This window comes from Blattabacterium cuenoti (assembly GCF_014251995.1).
Classification (GTDB): Bacteria; Bacteroidota; Bacteroidia; order Flavobacteriales; family Blattabacteriaceae; genus Blattabacterium; species Blattabacterium cuenoti_AE.
In genome coordinates, this window is record NZ_CP059205.1 from 102,228 (window position 1) to 123,144 (window position 20,917).

At 23.6% G+C, this 20,917-nt stretch carries 22 protein-coding genes, 1 tRNA gene and 1 other RNA gene; 9 read left to right on the forward strand and 15 right to left on the reverse strand.

The genetic code is table 11. The features are described 5' to 3' along the window. Positions 1-74 precede the first annotated feature (74 nt). The 5 genes from mutL to H0H51_RS00455 form a co-directional block, all read right to left on the reverse strand. A complete protein-coding gene (gene mutL / locus H0H51_RS00435) occupies positions 75-1,829 on the reverse strand; it encodes a DNA mismatch repair endonuclease MutL (RefSeq protein ID WP_185876912.1) in 1,755 nt (584 codons plus the stop codon). Beyond that, the gene (ribH, locus tag H0H51_RS00440; RefSeq protein WP_185876913.1) at positions 1,826-2,308 is read right to left on the reverse strand and encodes a 6,7-dimethyl-8-ribityllumazine synthase; all 483 of its coding nucleotides are present in this window, start codon (positions 2,306-2,308) and stop codon (positions 1,826-1,828) included. The genes mutL and ribH overlap by 4 nt, the downstream gene beginning before the upstream one ends. A gap of 11 nt (positions 2,309-2,319) precedes the next feature. After that, the gene (locus tag H0H51_RS00445) at positions 2,320-2,949 is read right to left on the reverse strand and encodes a tetratricopeptide repeat protein (protein ID WP_185876914.1); all 630 of its coding nucleotides are present in this window, start codon (positions 2,947-2,949) and stop codon (positions 2,320-2,322) included. A 50-nt stretch (positions 2,950-2,999) separates the two neighbouring features. Next, positions 3,000-4,331, reverse strand: coding sequence for a gliding motility-associated protein GldE (gldE, locus tag H0H51_RS00450; RefSeq protein WP_185876915.1), 1,332 nt, complete (start codon positions 4,329-4,331; stop codon positions 3,000-3,002). A 95-nt stretch (positions 4,332-4,426) separates the two neighbouring features. Further along, positions 4,427-5,476, reverse strand: coding sequence for an A/G-specific adenine glycosylase (locus H0H51_RS00455; protein WP_185876916.1), 1,050 nt, complete (start codon positions 5,474-5,476; stop codon positions 4,427-4,429). An 84-nt stretch (positions 5,477-5,560) separates the two neighbouring features. On the opposite strand from H0H51_RS00455, the gene H0H51_RS00460 reads away from it, so the two are divergent. The 3 genes from H0H51_RS00460 to H0H51_RS00470 all read left to right on the forward strand — a co-directional run bounded on the left by H0H51_RS00460 (position 5,561) and on the right by H0H51_RS00470 (position 7,846). Next, a complete protein-coding gene (locus H0H51_RS00460) occupies positions 5,561-5,854 on the forward strand; it encodes an HU family DNA-binding protein (protein ID WP_185876917.1) in 294 nt (97 codons plus the stop codon). Positions 5,855-6,134: 280 nt separating this feature from the next. After that, a complete protein-coding gene (locus tag H0H51_RS00465; protein ID WP_185876918.1) occupies positions 6,135-7,676 on the forward strand; it encodes an Rne/Rng family ribonuclease in 1,542 nt (513 codons plus the stop codon). Positions 7,677-7,763: 87 nt separating this feature from the next. Further along, a tRNA-Leu gene (locus H0H51_RS00470) sits at positions 7,764-7,846 on the forward strand. A gap of 68 nt (positions 7,847-7,914) precedes the next feature. Here the strand turns inward: H0H51_RS00470 and H0H51_RS00475 are convergent. Continuing rightward, positions 7,915-8,853 carry a GYDIA family GHMP kinase gene (locus H0H51_RS00475; protein WP_185876919.1) on the reverse strand — a complete coding sequence of 313 codons (939 nt, stop codon included), beginning with the start codon at positions 8,851-8,853 and terminating at the stop codon, positions 7,915-7,917. 12 nt (positions 8,854-8,865) lie between these two features. Beyond that, entirely contained in the window at positions 8,866-9,735 is an 870-nt protein-coding gene (gene fabD / locus H0H51_RS00480) for an ACP S-malonyltransferase (protein WP_185877098.1), read from the reverse strand. Positions 9,736-9,798: 63 nt separating this feature from the next. Between fabD and H0H51_RS00485 the strand changes: the two genes are divergently transcribed. After that, entirely contained in the window at positions 9,799-10,542 is a 744-nt protein-coding gene (locus H0H51_RS00485; RefSeq protein ID WP_317168666.1) for a TatD family hydrolase, read from the forward strand. Between the two features lie 6 nt (positions 10,543-10,548). Here the strand turns inward: H0H51_RS00485 and fumC are convergent, their stop codons facing one another. Next, a complete protein-coding gene (gene fumC, locus H0H51_RS00490; RefSeq protein WP_185876921.1) occupies positions 10,549-11,940 on the reverse strand; it encodes a class II fumarate hydratase in 1,392 nt (463 codons plus the stop codon). A gap of 305 nt (positions 11,941-12,245) precedes the next feature. On the opposite strand from fumC, the gene H0H51_RS00495 reads away from it, so the two are divergent. Further along, positions 12,246-12,467 carry a septum formation initiator family protein gene (locus H0H51_RS00495; RefSeq protein ID WP_238784232.1) on the forward strand — a complete coding sequence of 74 codons (222 nt, stop codon included), beginning with the start codon at positions 12,246-12,248 and terminating at the stop codon, positions 12,465-12,467. A gap of 2 nt (positions 12,468-12,469) precedes the next feature. Here the strand turns inward: H0H51_RS00495 and mnmG are convergent, their stop codons facing one another. Both mnmG and ybeY read right to left on the reverse strand, forming a co-directional pair. Further along, complete coding sequence (mnmG, locus tag H0H51_RS00500) at positions 12,470-14,344, reverse strand: tRNA uridine-5-carboxymethylaminomethyl(34) synthesis enzyme MnmG (protein WP_185876923.1); 1,875 nt, start codon at positions 14,342-14,344, stop codon at positions 12,470-12,472. An 11-nt stretch (positions 14,345-14,355) separates the two neighbouring features. Next, positions 14,356-14,772 carry an rRNA maturation RNase YbeY gene (ybeY, locus tag H0H51_RS00505; protein ID WP_185876924.1) on the reverse strand — a complete coding sequence of 139 codons (417 nt, stop codon included), beginning with the start codon at positions 14,770-14,772 and terminating at the stop codon, positions 14,356-14,358. 40 nt (positions 14,773-14,812) lie between these two features. Here ybeY and H0H51_RS00510 point away from each other — a divergent pair, with 40 nt between their 5' ends. Together H0H51_RS00510 and H0H51_RS00515 are read left to right on the forward strand one after the other, a co-directional pair. Continuing rightward, complete coding sequence (locus H0H51_RS00510; RefSeq protein ID WP_185876925.1) at positions 14,813-15,514, forward strand: CDP-alcohol phosphatidyltransferase family protein; 702 nt, start codon at positions 14,813-14,815, stop codon at positions 15,512-15,514. Between the two features lie 9 nt (positions 15,515-15,523). Next, positions 15,524-16,297, forward strand: a complete 774-nt coding sequence (locus H0H51_RS00515) for a 3'-5' exonuclease (RefSeq protein WP_185876926.1) — start codon at positions 15,524-15,526, stop codon at positions 16,295-16,297. A gap of 11 nt (positions 16,298-16,308) precedes the next feature. Here H0H51_RS00515 and htpG read toward each other — a convergent pair whose 3' ends face one another. The 5 genes from htpG to rpmB form a co-directional block, all read right to left on the reverse strand. Further along, complete coding sequence (gene htpG, locus H0H51_RS00520; RefSeq protein WP_185876927.1) at positions 16,309-18,177, reverse strand: molecular chaperone HtpG; 1,869 nt, start codon at positions 18,175-18,177, stop codon at positions 16,309-16,311. Between the two features lie 82 nt (positions 18,178-18,259). Next, a complete protein-coding gene (ftsY, locus tag H0H51_RS00525; RefSeq protein WP_394798404.1) occupies positions 18,260-19,207 on the reverse strand; it encodes a signal recognition particle-docking protein FtsY in 948 nt (315 codons plus the stop codon). Between the two features lies 1 nt (position 19,208). Beyond that, complete coding sequence (locus tag H0H51_RS00530; RefSeq protein ID WP_185876929.1) at positions 19,209-19,364, reverse strand: DUF4295 family protein; 156 nt, start codon at positions 19,362-19,364, stop codon at positions 19,209-19,211. A gap of 2 nt (positions 19,365-19,366) precedes the next feature. After that, a complete protein-coding gene (gene rpmG / locus H0H51_RS00535; RefSeq protein ID WP_185876930.1) occupies positions 19,367-19,549 on the reverse strand; it encodes a 50S ribosomal protein L33 in 183 nt (60 codons plus the stop codon). Next, positions 19,542-19,781 (reverse strand): 50S ribosomal protein L28, encoded by a 240-nt coding sequence (gene rpmB, locus H0H51_RS00540; protein ID WP_185876931.1) that lies wholly within the window; start codon positions 19,779-19,781, stop codon positions 19,542-19,544. The genes rpmG and rpmB overlap by 8 nt, the downstream gene beginning before the upstream one ends. Before the next feature lie 75 nt (positions 19,782-19,856). On the opposite strand from rpmB, the gene H0H51_RS00545 reads away from it, so the two are divergent. Then, positions 19,857-20,564 carry a YebC/PmpR family DNA-binding transcriptional regulator gene (locus H0H51_RS00545; protein WP_185876932.1) on the forward strand — a complete coding sequence of 236 codons (708 nt, stop codon included), beginning with the start codon at positions 19,857-19,859 and terminating at the stop codon, positions 20,562-20,564. Further along, positions 20,563-20,912: RNase P RNA component class A (gene rnpB / locus H0H51_RS00550), an RNA gene on the forward strand. The genes H0H51_RS00545 and rnpB overlap by 2 nt, the downstream gene beginning before the upstream one ends. Positions 20,913-20,917 lie beyond the last annotated feature (5 nt).

Below are 20,917 nucleotides of genomic sequence, written 5' to 3' on the forward strand. Positions count from 1 at the left end.
TATATTGTGAAAAAACGAAAATAGCCGTATACACAAGTATATTAATACTGATTAAATGTTTTACAGCATCCGAGTTAAGATTTGTATGAAAATTCACTTTTTGAAAAATTTGTTTTTAAGAAAAAAATTATAGGATCACCCGAATCCGTATAACTTGGATTATTACAAGAAAATAAATTTTTAATTAGACACACCATTTCATTAGAAAGTAATCTCGTTCCATATTTTATAGATGCAGATTCCGATATTAATTTAATAAGTATTATTTTATTATTTTTTTCTCCTTTAATAAAATTATATTTTAAAATATTTTTAAAAATTTCAATTAATGTATTTTGATGTATCATTTCAGGAATGGAATATAAATAAACTGATTCATTGAAAAAATACAAATGGAACCCCAAATCTATTAAATCATTTTTTATATTCTTTAAAGAAAGAAATTCTTTTCCAAAAAGTTTTATTTTTATAGGGAAAAAAAATAGTTGACTCATTAATTTTTTTCTTCCTGAAAAAAATTCAACTAATATATTCTTATGAGCTCTATATTGATCTACTAGAATAGTAGATTCATTATCAAATTTAAATATTATATATTTTTTATTTATTTGAAAAACTTTTATTTTTTCCTTGTTGGAAACATAATTTGATAATTTTATTATCAAATCAGAATTTTTATTTAAACCTTCATTTAAAGAATAATCATTTAATTCAAACCAATTTATTGACTGTTTTTCTTTTTTATAAGAAGGATTTTTAAAACAAGAATTATTCAAAAATGAATTTTCTAAATTAGGATCTAAAAAAATATTATAATTTTTTAATTCTTTTTTTTTTACATTATATTGACGAAATAAAACATTTTTAATTTCTTGTTGAATTATCGAACCAACTATCTCTTCACCTTTTAATTTAACCTCTTTTTTTGAAGGGTGAATATTACAATTCACAAGACTTGGAGGAACATAAATAAAAATGAAGTAAGAAATTGTTTCAAAATTTTTCAAAAACCCATTATAAGAATGAATAATTTTTCTATGTAAAAATAAATATTTAACACAACGTTGATTAACTAGTATTAAATGATTTCCTTTTTTGATGGAAGAATCAGGAACACTAACAAATCCTTCAATAAAAATTTCATTTTTATTTATTAAAATAGGTTTTAATACCTTTTTTTTATTATTAAAAATTTCTTTAATTCTTTCTATTAAAGAAACTTCTTGAAAAGAAAAAATAATTTTATTATTATGATAAAAACGATATAAAATATTTCTATGTGCTAAAATTATTTTATAAAATTCATAAACTATATTTTGAAATTCTATCCGTGAAGATTTTAAAAACCTTCTCCTAACAGGAAGTTTATAAAAAATATTTTTTACAGAGATTCTTGTTCCCTTAAGCATATTTATAGGAATTTCATTTTTTATTTTTCCTTCCTCTATGAAAAGATGAATTCCTACTGAATCTTTTTCATTTTTAGTCTGTATTTCTAATTGAGAAATGAGAGCTATAGAAGCTAAAGCTTCTCCTCTGAATCCTTTTGTACTAATTTTGAAAATATCATCATGTTTTTTAATTTTTGAAGTAGTATATCTTTCAATACTCATTCTTGCATCATTTTTACTCATTCCATCTCCATCATCTATTAATTGAATTAATGTCTTTCCTGAATCTTTTATAAAAACGTCAATAACTCTTGCATTTGCATCTATTGAATTTTCTAAAAGTTCTTTTAAAATAGAAGAAGGACGTTGTATGACTTCTCCTGCGGCTATTTGATTAATCACCTTAATAGGTAAGAAATTAATAACATCTTTTTTCATTTTATGGACCTTCTAAACAAAGACATATATATGGCTGTTTTAGCACATTCTACTCCTTTATTACCCTTTTTTCCACCTGATCTATCAATAGATTGTTGTTTATTTTTATCAGTAAGAACACAAAATATAACAGGAACATCATATTTTATATTGATATCTTTAATTCCTTGTGAAATAGATTGACTTATATATTTATAATGAGAAGTTTCTCCTTCTATTATAGATCCAATTGTAATAATTGAATCAAAATTATAGTAATGTGCTATTTTCTTAGCAGAATAAATTAATTCATAACTTCCAGGAACTTTCCAGGTTTGAATGTTTTCTCTAAAAATTTCTGATTGAATTAAAGTATTATAAGCACCTTGGTATAATCTATTAGTAATTTCTTCATTCCATAAAGAAACAATAATTGCAAATTTTAAATTTGCATTTCTTATTTTTTTTTTATCCAATGAATAAACAGGATCCGTTTTCATAAAAAATGATTTTATAATTTATTGTTAATAAACGTTAGATATTTTTCCACATTTTTTCTATACATAAAAAATGGATATTTTTTTTCAATTTTTTCGAAAAAAAATTTCGAATTTTTATATTTTTTCATAGAAAAATTTAATAATGCAGCTTTATAATAATAAAGAGGGGTTGTTATTTCATTATCTCTAATACTTGCTGCAATAATATAATTTTTTAATGCTTCGTTTTTATTTTTTATTTGAGTGTAAGCATCTCCTATTATTCCAAATTTTATAGAAGGTAAAATTTCATCTTTTGCGGAAAATTCTTTCATTATTTCAATTGATTTTTTGTAATAACCTAATTTATAATAACAAATTCCTGCATAAAATTTTGAAATATTTCCTGCTTTTGTAAAAGGATATTTATAGGATATTCCCGAGAATCCTAAATAATCAATTTTATTTTTTTTTAAATTTAAAGCTTTATCTATATGACCGTTATAAAGATATTGTTGAGCATAATCCAATTCTTTCATAGCTTTTTTTTCCTCCTTAGAAGAAAAGGATTTTTTTAAAAAAAAATATATAGAAATTGATATTGTGAATAATAAAATGAAAGAAAAGAAAATGATATTTTTTTTTATAAAAAACTTTCTCATAATATAACAAAATATATAATTAAATTATAAAGATTAATTAATAAATTTAATTAATTGTAATTTTTTTTTCTTATTACTTCTACAGCTTTTATTCTTTTATTATCAATACTTCTTATAATAAAAGAATAATTTGAAAAATTTATTCTCTGTTTTTTTTTAGGAAACTCTTTATTTATTTCCATAATAAATCCACCTAAAGTGTCTGCATTTCCTTTTTTTTTTTCAAAAATAAATTCTTCTTTTATTTCCATAATACGATAAAAATTAATTAAAGAAGTTTTTCCATCAAATAAGTAATTATTTTGATTTAATTTTGAATAAGACATATCTTCTTCATCGAATTCATCAATAATATCTCCAACTATTTCTTCAATTACGTCTTCAAGAGTAACTAATCCACAAGTTCCTCCATACTCATCCACTACAATAGCTAAATGAATTTTCCTTTTTTTAAAATCGTTTAAAAGATCGTCTATCTTTTTTTTTTCTGGAACAAAAAAAGGAGGATGAATAAGATTAGTCCATTCAAAATTTTTACTAGAAATAAATGGAAGAAGATCTTTAGCAAAAAGAACACCTTCTATATCATCGATACTATCTTTATAAATAGGTATTCGAGAATACCCTTGATAACGAACTAATTCTAATACATCAGAAAAAATAATATTTTTATTTAAAGAAAACATATCTATTCTAGGAGTCATAATTTGATGCGTTTCTGTATTTCCAAAATCAATAATTCTTTGTAGGAATTGACACTCTTTAACATTTTTTTGATTTGGAGATGCAATTTTTAACGCTTTTGATAGTTGATCTACAGAAATTGAATTCTTTTTTTTTATTAATTTTTTTTCTATGAATTTTGAAATAATAATTATTATTCTACTAATAGGATTCAAAATTTTACTAAGAAAAATCAATGTTGTTGACATAAAAAAAGCAAAACGAAAATTATTTTTGCTAGCATATATTTTTGGAATTATTTCCCCGAATAATAATAAAATAAAAGTGAGAAAACAAACTTCTAAAAGAAAATTGATAGGTATATAAAATTTATTGTAAAATACTAAACATTTATTTTCTAAAAATTTACTTATTAAGTAAGAGCTCAGTATTACTATTCCAATATTGGAAAAATTATTGGATATTAATATTGTTGCTAAAAGTTTTTTTTTCTCTCTAAGAATTTCTAATATAATATTTCCTTGTCGAAGATTTTTTTTTCTTTCTTTATCAAGAGTTTTTTTTTCAAGACAAAAGAAAGCGGTTTCGGATCCAGATATCAATGCAGAAAATAATAATAATATTATTATTAATAATAAATAAAAAATAAAGTATAAAGTGTTTTCTAAAAAAAAATTCGTCGAAGATTCTTTTTCCAAGAGGTTAAATTTTGATAATAATTTTAATAAAGAATTAGATAATCCATAATATTATAATATTTTTATTTACATATATAATTTTTTGTGGTTTATTACTAAATTATTTTTTCATGTTTTAGAAATAAAATAATAGGTTTAGGAAAAGGATATTTTTTTATTTCATTATGTGAAATGAAAAAAATGTCACTAGGTGATATCAAGTTTTTGAATTGTAAACATTTACAATTCAAAAACTTGATATACAAAATCTGACGAGTAATTTTATGTTTCATTTTATAAGTTAATACAATATTAGAAACAACTAATCTAAATAACTTTCGAAGTTTATTGTTAATTTCATCAATAGTAAGATTTTTTCTTGACTCAATTAAAGGAAACTCATAAAGTCCTTTCCATATATCTTTAGATCTTTTTACAATACAAAAATTATTATTTTGATCATGAATAAAAACATAATAAAAAAATCTATGCTTTATTGTATATTTTTCTATTCTTTTTACAGGAAATTTATATACAGAATTATTTTTAATAGAAAAACAAGAATTTTTAATTGGACATAATAAACATTTTGCATTTTTTGGAGTGCAAAAAATTGCCCCGATATCCATAATTGCTTGATTAAAAATACCAGGAGTTTTCCAATCTATCATTTTTAAAACAATAGTCTTAAATAAATTTTTTGTTATAAAAGAAGTTATATCATATTTAATTCCCAAATATCTAGAAAATACTCTATAAGCATTTCCATCAATAGCAGGAATAACTTCATTAAAACATATAGATGCAATAGCAGCCCCCGTATATGGACCTATCCCTTTATGTTTTATTAATTCTTTATATGTTTTTGGAAATAAATTATCATTACCTTCTAATTTTTTAGAAAAAGAATGTAAATACCTTGCTCTAGAATAGTAACCTAGTCCTTCCCATTCTTTTAATACATTTTTTTCCTCTGCTTGAGATAACTTTTCCAAAGTTGGAAATTTTTGTATAAAGTTTAAATAGTATTTTATTGTATTTGAAACTTTTGTTTGTTGTAACATAAATTCTGAAACTAATATATGATACGGATTTTTAGTCCTTCTCCAAGGAAGTTTCCTATGGTTTTTTCTGTACCAATTTATTATTTTTCTGGAAAAATTCATATACATTTAATTTTATAGCAATTTTATAAAAAATAGGTATATTTAGGAAACCGAATTTTGTTATTCGATATTAATGGATTTAACATGACAAAAGCAGATATAATAACAGAAATCATATCAGAAACTGGATCTGAAAGAACTGATACACAAAGGGTTATAGAAACATTTATGAAAAAAATAAAACAAAGTCTCACGTCTGGAGAAAATGTTTATTTAAGAGGATTTGGTTCATTTATTGTTAAATACAGAGCAAGGAAACTTGGAAGACATATATCTAAAGATGAATCTATTGTAATTCCCGAACATAATATTCCAGCATTTAAACCTGCAAAATCTTTTACCAATTTAATAAAAAAAAATGTTCCTATAAAAAAATAATATATAATATAATAAACATTTATATTCAATAAATTTAAGGATCTATATTATAGAATTATTTATTTGGTAATATAACAAAAATAAATCAATTATATATTTATGAATAATAATAAGTTAATAACAATTGAAAGTTATGCCTAACGGAAAGAAAAGAAAAAGACGTAAAATAGCAACTCACAAAAGAAAGAAAAGAAGCAGAAAAAATAGGCATAAGAAAAAATAAAATTGGCTTATTAATTTTTACAAAATTTAAACGTTTTTACTTGTTTTTGTGTATGTTATGAATAAAAAATTAATTATAAGTGCAGAAGAACAAGAAATAAAAATAGCTCTTTTAGAAGAAGGAAAATTGCTAGAATTTCATCGAGACATTTCTAATAAAAAATTCTCTGTGGGAGATATTTATCTAGGAGTAGTGAAAAAAATTTTGTATGCATTAAATGCTGCTATTGTTGATATAGGACACTCAAAAGGAGGTTTTTTACATTACAATGATCTTGGAATTCAAGGAAGTAAAATGTTAGAATTCATTTCTATAATGGATCAGAATTTTTTATTTAAAAAAATTGAAAAAAAAGAGAACAGTAATTCTATAAGTGATATATTAAGCCCTGGACAAAAAATTTTAGTTCAAATTTCAAAAGAACCAATATCTAATAAAGGTTTAAAATTAACTTCCAAAATTTGTATACCAGGAAGATATTTAGTACTTATTCCTTTTTCAGAAGAAATTTTTATTTCTAAAAAAATAAAGAATTTAAATCCATTAGAAAAATTTAGATTAATTTCTTATATGAAAAAGATAAAACCAAATAATTTTGGTGTAATTATTCGTACAGCTTCCTATAATAGGATAGAAAATGTTTTAAATGAAGAACTAATTTTTTTAATTAAAAAATGGAAAAAAATATTAAAAAATTTAATAAAATTACCTCCAGTTAGGGTTCTAAGTGAAATTAGAAAAACTTTTTCTTTATTAAGAGATACTTTCAATGATGATTTAAAATCAATATATTGCAATAATAATCTTCTTTTTCAAGAAATTCGTTCATATTTATCTTTAATCGCTCCAGAAAAAATCAATATTATTAAATATTATAAGGATGATATTCCAATATTTGAAAAATATGGAATAGAAAAACAAATAAAAATTTTTTTAGGAAAAAATGTACCTCTCGAAAATGGAGCTTATTTGATTATAGAACATACTGAAGCTTTGCATGTTATAGATGTTAATAGTGGAGTTAACAACCATATGAAAAAAAATTGTACAGAATCGGATAGAGTTAATAATGTTCTGAAAATTAATTTACTAGCAGCTACAGAAATAGTAAGACAACTTAGATTAAGAGATATGGGGGGGATTATTGTAGTAGATTTTATAGACATGTCTGATCCTATTCAGAAAAAACAGTTATATGAACATTTAAAAGAAAAAATGAAAAACGATAGAGCAAAACATGAAATTTTACCCCCAAATAAATTTGGATTGGTTCAATTTACGCGTCATCGAGTAAGACCTGAACTAAATATCATGAATGATAATAATCATGTAAAGTATAAATATACTCCTATAAATTATGTTCATAGATTAGAATTTATCATAGAATCTATTATAAAAAATAAAAAAAATCATGGAATACAATTATATATAAATTCTTTTGTCTCCGCTTACTTAAAAAAAGGATTTCCTTCCATTCAACAAAAATGGTTTCTAAAATATAGAAAGTGGATTAAAATAATTCCGAAAGATTCATTTGGATATACAGAATATCAAATTATTAATAATAACCATAAAATTCTATCCTCTTATTTTCAATAAATAAATTTTCTATTTTTAATATTTTTATTTCATTTATATAATAATATAAAGATAAATTATTACTAATTTACTATAGTAACTAGTATGGCGGGCGTGGTGGAAACGGTAGACACGTCAGACTTAGGATCTGATGCCGATTAGGTATAAGGGTTCGAATCCCTTCGCCCGTACTTATAGTATTCATTTTTTTTTATTATTTGTTAAACTGTTTTATATAAAAAATATTATTAAAATCAATTTAATAAATCATTTTATCAAATGAAATTAATGTATGAAATCCTTTATTATAAAAATAATTCCTCATTCCTTTTCTATAACTTATCAAGACAAAATCCCCACCCCAAGCTCCTAAACTTTTAATTAATCCTAAATAATCTGGAAAATACAGTTCTTTAATTGTAGGTATATTTAATTCTTTAGACACAATTAATTCATGTTTAAATAGCAATTCTTCAAACTCTTTTAATGTTTTAGAATAAGGAATTTTATTAGTAATAGAAGATATAGATTCAATACTATGATTAGATACTTTTTTTTTAGAAAGAAAAAATTTTATTCCATCACAAGTATTTTTTTTCTTATTGAGATGAAGAAAAAAAAGTTTATTCTTAAATGGAGGATTAAAATTAATAGGAATAACAGATGGATTTTTTTTATCATTCAATTTATAAATTATAGGCTTCATATTTAAAACACAAGCAATGTCATAACCACTTCCTGGAAAATTATCTCCTAATAACATATAAGGATTGATTTTAGCCCATTTTGATATGTTATGAATTAATGTGGAACTACTCCCCAATCCCCAGTTAATAGGAAAATCTAATTTTGTTTTTACAAAAATTCCTAATTCTTTAGAAAGAAAATTCTTTTGGATTTTTCTAGACTTTAATAATAAATATCTCAATTTTTGAGCTATTTTTTTTTCTGTTTCATAAAAAATTTCTAAAGATGGAAGTTTAAAACTCGCTTCAAACCATGGAGTATTTAATTCATCATAACTTTTCCAATGTAAAAAAGAAGAAGATGATAAATTGTTGTTATTTTTTTTTAATATAGTTAATGACTGTCCTTTTATTGTCGGTAAAGCTAATCCACAAGCTCCATTTAAAATAAAATATTCTCCCGTTAATAACAGTTTTCCATGACTATAAAAGAAATTATCATGTTGATACATGATTGCATATTTTTATATTTTTTTTGAAAAATTTTCTATAATTTTTTTTACTAAACCTTTTAAAATATTTCTGGGACCTATTTCTATAAATGAAGTAGCTCCATTATAAATCATATTTTCTATAGATTGTTTCCACCTTACAGGTGAAGTCAATTGTTTTACAAGATTTTTTTTTATATCATTAGATTTCATTACTGGTTTAGCAGTTACATTTTGATAAATTGGACATTTAGAATCTTTAAAAGGAATTTTATTTATAAAATTTTCGAATTTTTTTACTGCTGGATCCATAATTGGAGAATGAAATGCTCCATGAACAGGAAGAATAAATATTTTTTTAGCCCCCTTTTTTTCTAAAGAAAAACAAACTCTTTTCAAGGCTTCCTTTTCTCCTGAAATAACTAATTGTTTAGGTCCATTATAATTAGAAGGAACAATAATTCCTCTATCTTTATTACAAATATCTTCTATAATAGAATCCTCTAAACCTAATACTGCAGCCATTCCTCCATTGGTAGATTCACAAATTTCTTGCATAACTGAAGCTCTTTGATTAACTAATATTAATCCATCTTCAAAAGAAAAAACATTTATTGCAGCTAAAGCAGAAAATTCTCCAAGAGAGTTTCCAGCCACCATATCAGGTTCAAAATTATTTAATATTTTTGCTTTTATAACTGAATAAATATAAATAGAAAGTTGTGTATATTTTGTTTTTTTTAAAATATTCATAGTTCCATCAAACATAATAGATGTGATTCTAAATTTTAAAACATCATCAGCTAATTGAAATAATTGTTTCGCAAAATGAGAATTTTTATATAGATTTTTTCCCATTCCTAAAAATTGTGATCCTTGTCCAGGAAATAAATAAGCTTTCATAAGTAAAAACTTTTTAAAATTAATAATTACATGAAAATTACTGACACACATGCCCATTTATATATGAAAGAATTTAATAAGGATGTTGATATTGTAATAGAAAATGCTTTAAATCAAAAAGTAAACAGATTTTTACTACCTTCCACAGATACTTCTGATATTCCTAACATTTTAAAGTTAGAGAAAAAATATCCTAATATATGCTATCCTATGATAGGATTACATCCTAATAAAATTTCTATAAATAATTTAGAAAAAAAATTAAATATTATTAAAAAATATCTTTGGAAATATTCTCCTATTTCTGTAGGAGAAATTGGAATGGATCTCTACTTAAAAAATGAACTTATTTCAGAACAAGAATATGTTTTCAAAACTCAAATAAAATGGGCAAAAAAAAAAAGACTTCCTATAGTCATACACTGTAGAAATGCTTTTAATTATATTTTTAAAATCTTATCAAATGAAAAAGATTCTTCTCTTAATGGAGTATTCCATTGTTTTTCAGGAACTTTAGAGCAAGCAAAAAAAATTATTGATTTGGAAATCAAATTAGGAATTGGTGGAATGATTACTTTTAAAAAAAATCATGTTAGTCAATTTTTACATAAGATATGTTTAAAACATTTAGTGTTAGAAACAGACTCTCCTTATCTTTCTCCACATCCTTTTAGAGGAAAAAGAAATGAACCAAAGAATTTAAGAATAATTTTAAAAAAATTATCTCAAATTTATTCTTTTTCAGAAGAAAAAATAGCAGATATTATTCACATGAATGTAGAAAATCTATTTTTTCGTCGGAACTAAATTAATTTATACCATTTTTGATGGATTAACTAGTCTTTCAAACTGATCTCCAGTTAAATATCCTAATCGAATAGCTTCTTCTTTTAAAGTACTGTCATTTTGATAAGCAAATTTTGCTATTTCTGCGGATTTTTCATATCCGATATGAGTATTAAGTGCTGTTACAAGCATTAGAGATTTGTCTAAAAATTCTTGGATCCTTTTATAATTTGGTTTAATCCCTTTCACACAAAAATAAGAAAAAGATGTGCATGCATCTGCAAGAAGTTGTGAAGATTGTAAAAAATTATAAATTATTAATGGTTTAGAAACATTTAGCTCATAATTTCCAGAAGAACCCGCTATAGAAATGGTTACATCATTTCCTATGATCTGTGTACAAACCATAAGAAGGGCTTCACATTGAGTTGGATTTACTTTTCCAGGCATAATAGAAGATCCTGGTTCATTTTCAGGAATATGAATTTCTCCAATTCCTGAACGGGGACCAGAAGATAAAAAACGAATGTCATTTGATATTTTAATTAAAGAAACGGATATTTGTTTTAACGCTCCATGAGCCTCAACTATAGCATCATGTGATGCTAGGGATTCAAATTTATTTTTTGCAATTTTAAAAGGATAACCTGTATATTCGCATATATATTTGGTTACTTTTTTATCATATCCTTTGGGTGCATTTAATCCTGTTCCAACTGCAGTTCCTCCTATAGCTAATTCAGAAAGATTATATAAAGTCTTTTCAATGGATTTTAATCCATGATCTATTTGAGAAACATAACCAGAAAATTCTTGTCCTAAAGTAATAGGAATAGCATCCATTAAATGTGTTCTACCTATTTTAATTACATTTTTAAATGAACGAGATTTTTCTTCTAAAACTCCTCTTAATTTTTTAATAGAAGGAATAGTATATTCTATCAATTTTTTATAGGAAGCTATATGCATCGCTGTAGGAAAAGTGTCATTAGATGATTGAGACATATTGACATCATCGTTTGGATGTATGAAAAAATTTTTTTTCCTTTCTCCTAAAACCCCCCCCATTAAAACATGTCCTCTATTGGAAATTACTTCATTGACATTCATATTAGTATGAGTTCCAGACCCCGTTTGCCATATAACAAGAGGAAACTGTTTGTTTAGTTTTCCTGTTATAATCTCATCACAAACTAAAGAAATGATATCTCTTTTTTTTTTAGATAAAAGTCCAAATTCAAAATTTGCATGAGCCGCAGCTTTTTTTAAAATAGCAAAAGAATGAATAATCTCTATAGGCATAGAAGATTCTAAACCTATTTTAAAATTTTTCCTAGATCTTTCCGTTTGAGCTCCCCAATATTTATCTATTGGAACTTTTACTTCTCCAAGTGTATCTTTTTCAATTCTATAAATCATTATTACATTTTTTGCGAAATTAAAAATAAATTTTATATTTTTACTTAATGTATGTATATAAGTAACATAGATATAATAGAAATTAATGATAATCAAATTTATAGGATTTTTACTTTTTTTATTAGCAATAATATCTGGTTTTTGGTGTGTTATTTTTCTATCTTTTTTCAGTATTTATTGGCTTATTTTAAGCATATTTGTTAATATTTTTGTTACTTTTAAAACTAAGCTAAAAAGTGGAGAAAAGAAAATATAAAATTTTCAGAAAAAAATATTTTTGGATCGTTTTTTTTTTCTTTATCTGGATGTCCTTTTTTGATTCTAACTCTTTTTTATTACATTATAAATTTATTAAAAACATTCAAAAAATGAAATCAGATAGAGATTATTTAAAAAAGCAAATTATTTTAGAAAAAAAGAAAATTCAAAAATTGAAAAAAAATTCTAAATATCTAGAAAGATTAGCAAGAGAAAAATTTTATATGAAAAAAGAAGATGAAGATTTATTTGTTATATCGTCATCTTAATCTTAACGTCTCATATAAATGAGTATAATACTTAAATCAGAAGGAGATATTCCACTAATTCTTGATGCTTGTGCTAACGATATTGGACGATAATAATCCAATTTCTCTCTTGCTTCTAAAGAAAGAGATTTTATTTTTTTATAATCAAAATTATTTGGAATTTTTAAGTTTTCTAATTTTAATAATTTTTTTGCATTTTCTTTTTCTTTATCTATATATCCTTTATACTTTATATTAATAGAAACTTGTTCCAATATTTCTTGATTAAAATTATTTTTTTTAATTTCTTTTTCTAAAAATGGTATCGATATAATATCTTTTATATCAATTTCAGATCGGGATAGAATAGATTTTATTTTTTTATTAGAATATATTATAGGAGATTTATTTTTTTCTAAAACAGGATTTATAACTTCTGGTTTTAAACTTTCGTTCTTAAATAAAGAAATACATTTTTTTACTTTCAATTTTTTGTTATTTAATATATTCATGTTTTCTTCTGAAATTAATCCAATATTATATCCCATGGGAGTGAGTCTAATATCTGCATTATCTTGCCGTAATAACATTCTATACTCGGCTCTTGAAGTAAACATTCTATAAGGCTCTTTTGTCCCTTTCGTAATTAAATCATCTATTAACACTCCAATATAAGCTTGATTTCTTTTAAGAATAAAAGGATCTTTTTCAAAAATTTTTAAATGAGCATTTATTCCCGCTAATAATCCTTGAGCAGCGGCTTCTTCATATCCAGTGGTTCCATTAATTTGTCCAGCAAAAAAAAGATTTTCTATAAACTTGCTTTCTAAATTTGGTTTTAATTGATCTGGAGGAAAATAATCATACTCGATCGCATATCCAGGTCTTAATATTTTTACTTTTTCAAATCCAGAAATTTTTTTCAATGATTGATATTGTATTTTTTCTGAAAAGGAAGTAGAAAACCCATTTATATAAACTTCTACAGTATTCCAACCTTCAGGTTCTACAAAAATAGGATGTTGTTCTCTATCTGGGAATTTATAAACTTTTTCTTCTATAGAAGGACAGTATCTAGGACTTATTCCTTGAATAGATCCTGAAAAAATAGGAGATATATCTAAATTATTATGTATTAAATTATGTACTTCTTGATTTGTATAAGTAATATAACATTTTTTTTGTTTTGTCAATTTTTTTGTTTTATGAAAAAAAGAAAATTTTCTTGGATGTTCATCTCCATATTGAGGTTTCATTTTTTTATAATTTAAAGAACGACCATCTACTCTTGGAGATGTCCCTGTTTTCATTCTACCAGATTTTATACCAAAATTTTTAGTTAATTGTTCCGTTATTCCGCGAACTTCCTGTTCCGCTATTCTTCCTCCATTGATTTTTTTTCCACCAATATGTATTTTTCCATTTAAAAAAGTTCCATTTGTCAATATAACTGATTTCCCCTTAATTTCTAATCCAAGAAAAGTTTTCACACCTTTTATTCTATTTTTTTCTATTATTAAAGATGTAACTGTATCTTGATATAAATCTAACCTAATATTTTTTTCTAATAAAAATCGCCAATAATAAGAAAATAATTTTCTATCACATTGAGCCCTAGGGCTCCACATTGCAGGTCCTTTAGATTTATTAAGCATCCTAAATTGAATCGTACTATAATCAGAGACAAATCCAGAATAACCTCCCAAAGCATCTATTTCTCTTACAATTTGACCTTTAGCTATTCCTCCTACTGCTGGATTACATGACATTTGACCTATAGTTTGTAGATTAGTAGTAATAAGTAAGGTTCTAGACCCCATATTGGAAGATGCTAAAGAAGCTTCCATCCCAGAATGTCCACCACCAACCACTATAATATCATATATATTTAAAAACATGATTTTTCAATTCAATATTGAAATAAATTTAAATAAAACTCTTCCTTTTTTTTCATTATTTTTTTATCAAGTTTTTTTTGATCATTATATCCCAAAAAATGTAATATCGAATGTATCATAACACGTTTTAATTCAATAATAAAAGGTTGATTCCATATTTTAGAATTATCCAACACACGATCTATACTAATGAATGTATCTCCGGATATCCATTTATTAACAGAATAATTAAATGAAATAACATCCGTATAAAAACTTTTTTTTAAGTATTTTTCATTCATATCTAAAAGATAATTATCATTACAAAAAATGTAATTAATATTCCCAATATACATTCCCTCATTATTTAATAAAGTACAAATTTCTTTAATAAAGAAGGATTTTTCTTTAACCTGAAAATCAGAATAATTATAAAATAATTTAATCATTATTTATTATTTTTAAATTCTTAAACAAATTTTAAATATTTTGACAAAAATTAAAAAAACAGTACCGAATGTTTTAAGTTTATTAAATTTATTTTTTGGATGCATATCTATAATTTTTCTACAACTAAAAAAATTTGATATTTCTGCAACTGCTACTTTATTTTCAGTAATTTTTGATTTTCTGGATGGATTTTTTTCTAGATTTATAAAAAATGAGAATAAATTCGGAAAAGAATTAGATTCTCTTTCTGATATGGTTTCTTTTGGGGTTGTTCCATCAATAATAGTTTTTAATTTATTTAAAGCTATGAAAAATAAAATCCCATTTATTGAATGGATTTCTTTTTCTATTTCTATTTTTTCTGCGTACCGTTTAGCTCGATTTAATATTGATTCTAGTTATAAAGGATTAACAACAACAATCAATACTTTATTTTTTTCTTCTTTATCTATTATAATAACTTATTCTTTGGTTCCTACTTATATAAAAAATATTATTATTCATCCTATTACAATGCTTATTCTTATATTTTTTTCTTGTTATTTATTAGTATCAAGAATACCAATGATTTCATTCAAATTAAAAGGTATTTCCTGGAAAAAAAATAAAATTCTTTATATTTTTTTGTTGATTAGTATATTTCTTTTATTAACTTTACATATAATGGTGGCTTTATTATCCATTATCATTTGTTATATAATAATTTCAATTTTCTTTCACAAGGAAAAAATTGGTAATTAATCTTGAAATATGAAATTAAAACTTTATCGTCCTATTTGTTTTTTTGACATAGAAGCAACAGGAATAAATATTGGGAAAGATAGAATTATAGAAATATCTATATTGAAAATATTTCCTGATGGAAATCAGGAAAATAAAACTTGGATGATAAATCCTGGAATTCCTATACCTCCACAATCAACAGCGATTCATGGAATTAGGGATGAAGATGTTATAGGAAAACTTAAGTTCAAAGATTTTTCTTCATCTATTTTTAAAATGATTGAAAATTCTGATTTAGCAGGATACAATTCCAATAGATTTGATATACCAATATTAGCAGAAGAAATGCTTCGTTCAGGAATTTCTTTCGATATCAAAAAATATAAAACTATAGATGTTCAAGTTATTTTCCACAAAATGGAACCTAGAACACTTTCTGCAGCTTATAAATATTATTGCAATAAAAATCTTATGAGAGCTCATAGCTCAAAATCAGATGCATTTGCTACGTATGAAATATTACTTGCACAATTAGAAAAATATAAAAATTTAAAAAAAGATGTTAAAGGTCTAAACCAATTTTCTCATCAAAAGAATATAGCGGATCTCGCTGGATTCATAAAAATAGATGAAAACGGAAACGAAATATTTAATTTTGGTAAATATAAAGGAGAAAAGGTTTTCGATATTTTTGAAAAAGATCCTAATTATTATGGATGGATACAAAATTCAGATTTTCCATTATACACAAAAAAAATACTTACAGGAATAAAATTAAGAAAATTTAATAAAAAATCTTAAAAAGATAATTTTTATTTTACCAAATCATTTATTTTTTTTGAGACAAAAGTAGTAAGATTTTTTCCGGTAAGTAAATTATTTAATAAAAGTGTCAAATTCAAAGTTTCTTGAATAATTTCTTTTCTTTTTTCTTCAGATGTTTCTCGCAATATTTTTTTCATTAAGATATGATTTGTATTTACTATTAATTGATAATACTTTTGTTGATTTTTTTCTTCTAAAACATCTTTTCCTACATCGTTCATTTCTTTAATCCTTCTTAAAAATTCTGGAAAAATAATTAAAAAAGGAGAATCTTTTTCGGACAAATTCTCTAATTTTATGGAAAATTTATAATTTTCTATTAAATAAGTATTAATAATACTTTTTAAATTTAATTTTTCTTCTTTGGAAAGAATCGAATCAAATTTTTTTTCTTTATTGATTAATTTATCAATATGATCTGAATCTACTCTAACGAAAGAAATTCCTTTATCATGAAATTCTAGCTTTTGGATCAAATGAACCGAAAGAGGACTATCTAAAATTAAAACTTCAAAATTTCTACTTTTTGCATTTTCAATATAACTATCTTGTTTTTCCTTATCAGAAGAATAAAGAAAGACAAGATTTCCATCTTTATTTTTTTGTGTTTCTTTTATTTTTTCTTTGAATTCTTCTAAAGTAAAATAATTATTTTCTACAGTAGAAAAAATAAAAAAATTTATAGCTTTGTTAAAAAAATTTTGCGAACTAATCATTCCGTATTCTACTATAATTTTTATATTTTCCCACTTTTTTTGAAAATTTTCTCTGTTATTCTTAAACATAGAATCTAGTTTGTCAGAAACTTTTCTTGTTATATATTTTGATATATTTTTTACAGATCTATCAGATTGTAAATGAGAACGTGATACATTAAGAGGAATATCTGGAGAATCTATAACTCCTCTTAATAAACTAAGAAAATCTGGTACTACTCCCTCTAAGTTATCTGTAATGTAAACTTGATTTTGGTATAAATGAATCTTATCTTTTTGAAGATCAATTCTTTTTTCTATTTTTGGAAAAAATAGAATTCCTGTTAAATGAAAAGGGTGATCTATATTTAGATGAACCCAAAATAAAGGATCATCTAATTGATTAGGATATAATTCATGATAAAAATCTAAATAATTTTTATCATTTAATTGAAGTGGAGACTTTTTCCAAGTAGGATTAACGTTATTTACAAGAACATCTTTTTCATTGTCATTATTTTTATCTTTGGAAGATAAATAAATTTTTATAGGAAGAAATTTGCAATATTTTTTTAATAATTTTAAAATACAATTATATTCTAAAAATTCTTTGGATTCTTCATTAATAAGTAAAACAATTTCTGTTCCTCTATCTCTTTTTTCAATTTCTTTCATAAGAAAATTAGGAGAACCTTCACAAGACCAAAATATGGATGATTCATCTTTTCGATACGATTGAGTGAATATCATAACTTTATTAGCTACCATAAAAGAAGAATAAAATCCTAATCCAAAATGTCCAATAATATAGTTTTTAGATGTATTATATTTTTTAACAAATTCTTCTGCTCCAGAAAAAGCTATTTGATTAATATATTTTTCTACTTCTTTTTTTGTCATTCCAATACCATTATCAATGATATGAATAGTTTTATTTTTTTTATCAATTTGAATAATAATTTTTAAATCATTTTCTAAGTAATTATCCAAATATTCACCCTCTGATTTCGAATTAACTAAGGTTTTTAATTTTAAAATAGCATCGGTAGCATTAGAAACAAGTTCACGTAAAAAAACCTCTTGATCAGAATATAGAAACCTTTTAATTATAGGAAAAATATTGTCTGAAGTAACGTTAATTTTTTTTTTGTTTTTATCCATAAAAATAAAATTTTTGAATGAAAATAATTAAAACAAATATTATATCATAAAACAAAATAAATAATATTAATTTTTATTGTTTTCAAAACAAAGAATCTATAAACTTTTTTTCATTAAATTTTTTTAAATCCTTCATTTTTTCACCTATACCTAAATATTGTATAGGAATTTTAAATTGATCAATAATTCCTATTATCACTCCACCTTTAGCTGTTCCCTCTATTTTAGTTAAAATAATAGAAGAAATTTTAACAAAAGAAGAAAATTTTCTTACCTGTTCAAATGCATTTTGTCCTGTACTTGCATCTAAAACTAGAATAATCTCATGTGGAGATTCAGGTATAATTTTTTTCATGACCCTACTAATTTTAGAAAGTTCTTTCATTAAATCTATACGGTTTTGTAATCTCCCAGCAGTATCAATTAATACTACATCTTTTTTCTTAGATTTAGCTGATTGTAAAGTATCATATGCAACAGATGCTGGATCCGAATACATATGTTGTTTTATTAAAGACACTTTAGCTTCCCTTGCTAAAATTTCAATTTGATCAATAGCTGCTGCTCTAAATGTATCAGAAGCTCCTATAACTAAATCAAGTCCTTTTTTCTTTAAAAGAAAAGCTAATTTTCCAATTGTAGTTGTTTTTCCTGATCCATTAACTCCTACCATCATGATTACATATGGTTTTTTTTTATGATTTTTTATTTTTTTTTCCAAGCATTCTTTTTCTTTTTTAATCTTTAAAAGACTCTTTATTTCTTCTTTAAGAAAAAAAAATAATTCCTTTGAATCTTTATATTTTTCTTTTTTAACTCGTTTTTCTAAATTACTAATTATTTTCAAGGTAGTTTTTACCCCTATGTCTGCGGACAATAATATATTTTCTATATAATCAATAATATTTTCTTCTATTTTTGATTTTTTTAGAAAAAAATTTTTTATTTTAGAAAAAAAGGATTCTCTAGTTTTTTTTAATTCATTATCAAATGTTATATTTTTTTCGGATTCTTTTTTTAAAAACATCAAATTATTTTTTTTTAAAAAAACTATTTATTTCTTCATAAGAAATAATCTTACTTTCAAAAGTGTAAGAATCAGATTTCTTAGATTTAACTATTTTTACTGCTAAAGTCATTTTTCTTGACTTTTTTTTTTTTTTATTTTCTTTGATTTTTTTAGGCATATCTATTTTATTTCTTTATGAATTGTATATTTTTTTAAAATTGGATTATATTTTTTTAACTCTATCCTATTAGGAGTATTTTTTTTATTTTTTGTTGTAATATATCTAGAACAACCAGGAATACCACTTTTTTTTTGTTCAACACATTCTAATATCACCTGTATTCTATTCCCTTTTTTAGACATTTTTTAAATTTTTATATTTGTATCGTTTTAACACATTTTCAATTCCTATTTTATTAATAATCTTAATAGTATTAACACATACTTTTAAAGTAATCCATTTTTTTTTTTCTGTTAAAAAAAAACGTTTCTTACATAAATTAATGTTGAATCGACGTTTTTTTTTATTATTAGCATGAGATACTTTATTTCCTATCATTGCTTTTTTTCCAGTTAGCTCACAAATTTTTGACATATTATAGTTTTTTTATAAATTTCTTTTTTAAATTGCTAATTTATCATTTTTAAAAATTAAAAAGGAAAACACTTCATGTCAGGACATAGTAAGTGGTCAAATATACAACATAGAAAATCTAATCAAGATTTTATAAAGTCGAAGAAGTTCTCTAAAATAATAAAGGAAATAACAATCGCTTTAAAGGAATCGGGAAGGAATAGTTTCCGTTTCAAAAACGCAATTTTGAATGCAAAATCAGTAAACATACCTAAAAGTACTATAGAAAAAGCCATAAAAAAAACTGTTCAATTAAAAACAGATGATTATAAAAATATAAATTTAGAAGGAAAATTGCTTGGAGTTAGTCTAATTATAGAATGTAGAACAAATAATACTACTCGTACAATTTCTAATATTAGAGCTTTGTTTAATAAAAATGGAGGAAGATTATGTAATAATGGAGAATTAATTCATTTATTTCCTAAAATAGGAATTTTTCATGTGAAAAGAAAAAACATTCATTCTTCAATAGAAGAGTTTGAGTTAATGACAATCGATTTTGGCGCTAATGATTTCGTAAAAAACAAAAACATAATTTCTATTTATACTGATTTCGAATCTTTTGGATCTATGAAGAATAATTTAGAAAAATTAGAAATATTCCATGAGTGTAAAATAATTCGTATTCCGAAACAAATAATAAAAAATATTTCAAAAGAAAAAAAGGAAAAAATTTTAGATTCAATTGAAAAAATTAAAAAACATGATGATGTTGAAAAAATTTATTCAAATTTAAGATAAAGTAGGACAACCTATCGCATTATTCATTATTAATTAATAAATAATGAGGAAAGTCCGGACACCATAGAGCAACACAATGGGTAATTCCCATCCATCGTAAGATGAGGAATAGTACAACAGAAAGGAAGTACAGGAGAAAAATTTATAAAATATTATAATAATATTATAATAATATTTTTATTTGCTGTAGTGAAATCATGTAAACTCTGTGTGGTGAAATGCCATGTATACCGGAAAACTTGCTCGGTTTAATAACGGGGGGTAGGCAGATAGAGATTTCGGGTAACCTAAATCCTAGATAAATGATAGGTATTATTACAGAATCCGGCTTATAGTCCTACTTTATTTTTTTT

Excerpts from the sequence above, each read along its gene's own strand:
- mutL (WP_185876912.1), bottom strand. The coding sequence starts at position 1,829 with ATGAAAAAAGATGTTATTAATTTCTTACCTATTAAGGTGATTAATCAA.
- ribH (WP_185876913.1), bottom strand. The coding sequence starts at position 2,308 with ATGAAAACGGATCCTGTTTATTCATTGGATAAAAAAAAAATAAGAAAT.
- H0H51_RS00445 (WP_185876914.1), bottom strand. The coding sequence starts at position 2,949 with ATGAGAAAGTTTTTTATAAAAAAAAATATCATTTTCTTTTCTTTCATT.
- H0H51_RS00455 (WP_185876916.1), bottom strand. The coding sequence starts at position 5,476 with ATGAATTTTTCCAGAAAAATAATAAATTGGTACAGAAAAAACCATAGG.
- H0H51_RS00460 (WP_185876917.1), top strand. The coding sequence starts at position 5,561 with ATGACAAAAGCAGATATAATAACAGAAATCATATCAGAAACTGGATCT.
- H0H51_RS00465 (WP_185876918.1), top strand. The coding sequence starts at position 6,135 with ATGAATAAAAAATTAATTATAAGTGCAGAAGAACAAGAAATAAAAATA.
- H0H51_RS00475 (WP_185876919.1), bottom strand. The coding sequence starts at position 8,853 with ATGTATCAACATGATAATTTCTTTTATAGTCATGGAAAACTGTTATTA.
- fabD (WP_185877098.1), bottom strand. The coding sequence starts at position 9,735 with ATGAAAGCTTATTTATTTCCTGGACAAGGATCACAATTTTTAGGAATG.
- H0H51_RS00485 (WP_317168666.1), top strand. The coding sequence starts at position 9,799 with ATGAAAGAATTTAATAAGGATGTTGATATTGTAATAGAAAATGCTTTA.
- fumC (WP_185876921.1), bottom strand. The coding sequence starts at position 11,940 with ATGATTTATAGAATTGAAAAAGATACACTTGGAGAAGTAAAAGTTCCA.
- H0H51_RS00495 (WP_238784232.1), top strand. The coding sequence starts at position 12,246 with ATGTCCTTTTTTGATTCTAACTCTTTTTTATTACATTATAAATTTATT.
- mnmG (WP_185876923.1), bottom strand. The coding sequence starts at position 14,344 with ATGTTTTTAAATATATATGATATTATAGTGGTTGGTGGTGGACATTCT.
- ybeY (WP_185876924.1), bottom strand. The coding sequence starts at position 14,772 with ATGATTAAATTATTTTATAATTATTCTGATTTTCAGGTTAAAGAAAAA.
- H0H51_RS00515 (WP_185876926.1), top strand. The coding sequence starts at position 15,524 with ATGAAATTAAAACTTTATCGTCCTATTTGTTTTTTTGACATAGAAGCA.
- htpG (WP_185876927.1), bottom strand. The coding sequence starts at position 18,177 with ATGGATAAAAACAAAAAAAAAATTAACGTTACTTCAGACAATATTTTT.
- H0H51_RS00530 (WP_185876929.1), bottom strand. The coding sequence starts at position 19,364 with ATGCCTAAAAAAATCAAAGAAAATAAAAAAAAAAAAAAGTCAAGAAAA.
- rpmG (WP_185876930.1), bottom strand. The coding sequence starts at position 19,549 with ATGTCTAAAAAAGGGAATAGAATACAGGTGATATTAGAATGTGTTGAA.
- rpmB (WP_185876931.1), bottom strand. The coding sequence starts at position 19,781 with ATGTCAAAAATTTGTGAGCTAACTGGAAAAAAAGCAATGATAGGAAAT.
- H0H51_RS00545 (WP_185876932.1), top strand. The coding sequence starts at position 19,857 with ATGTCAGGACATAGTAAGTGGTCAAATATACAACATAGAAAATCTAAT.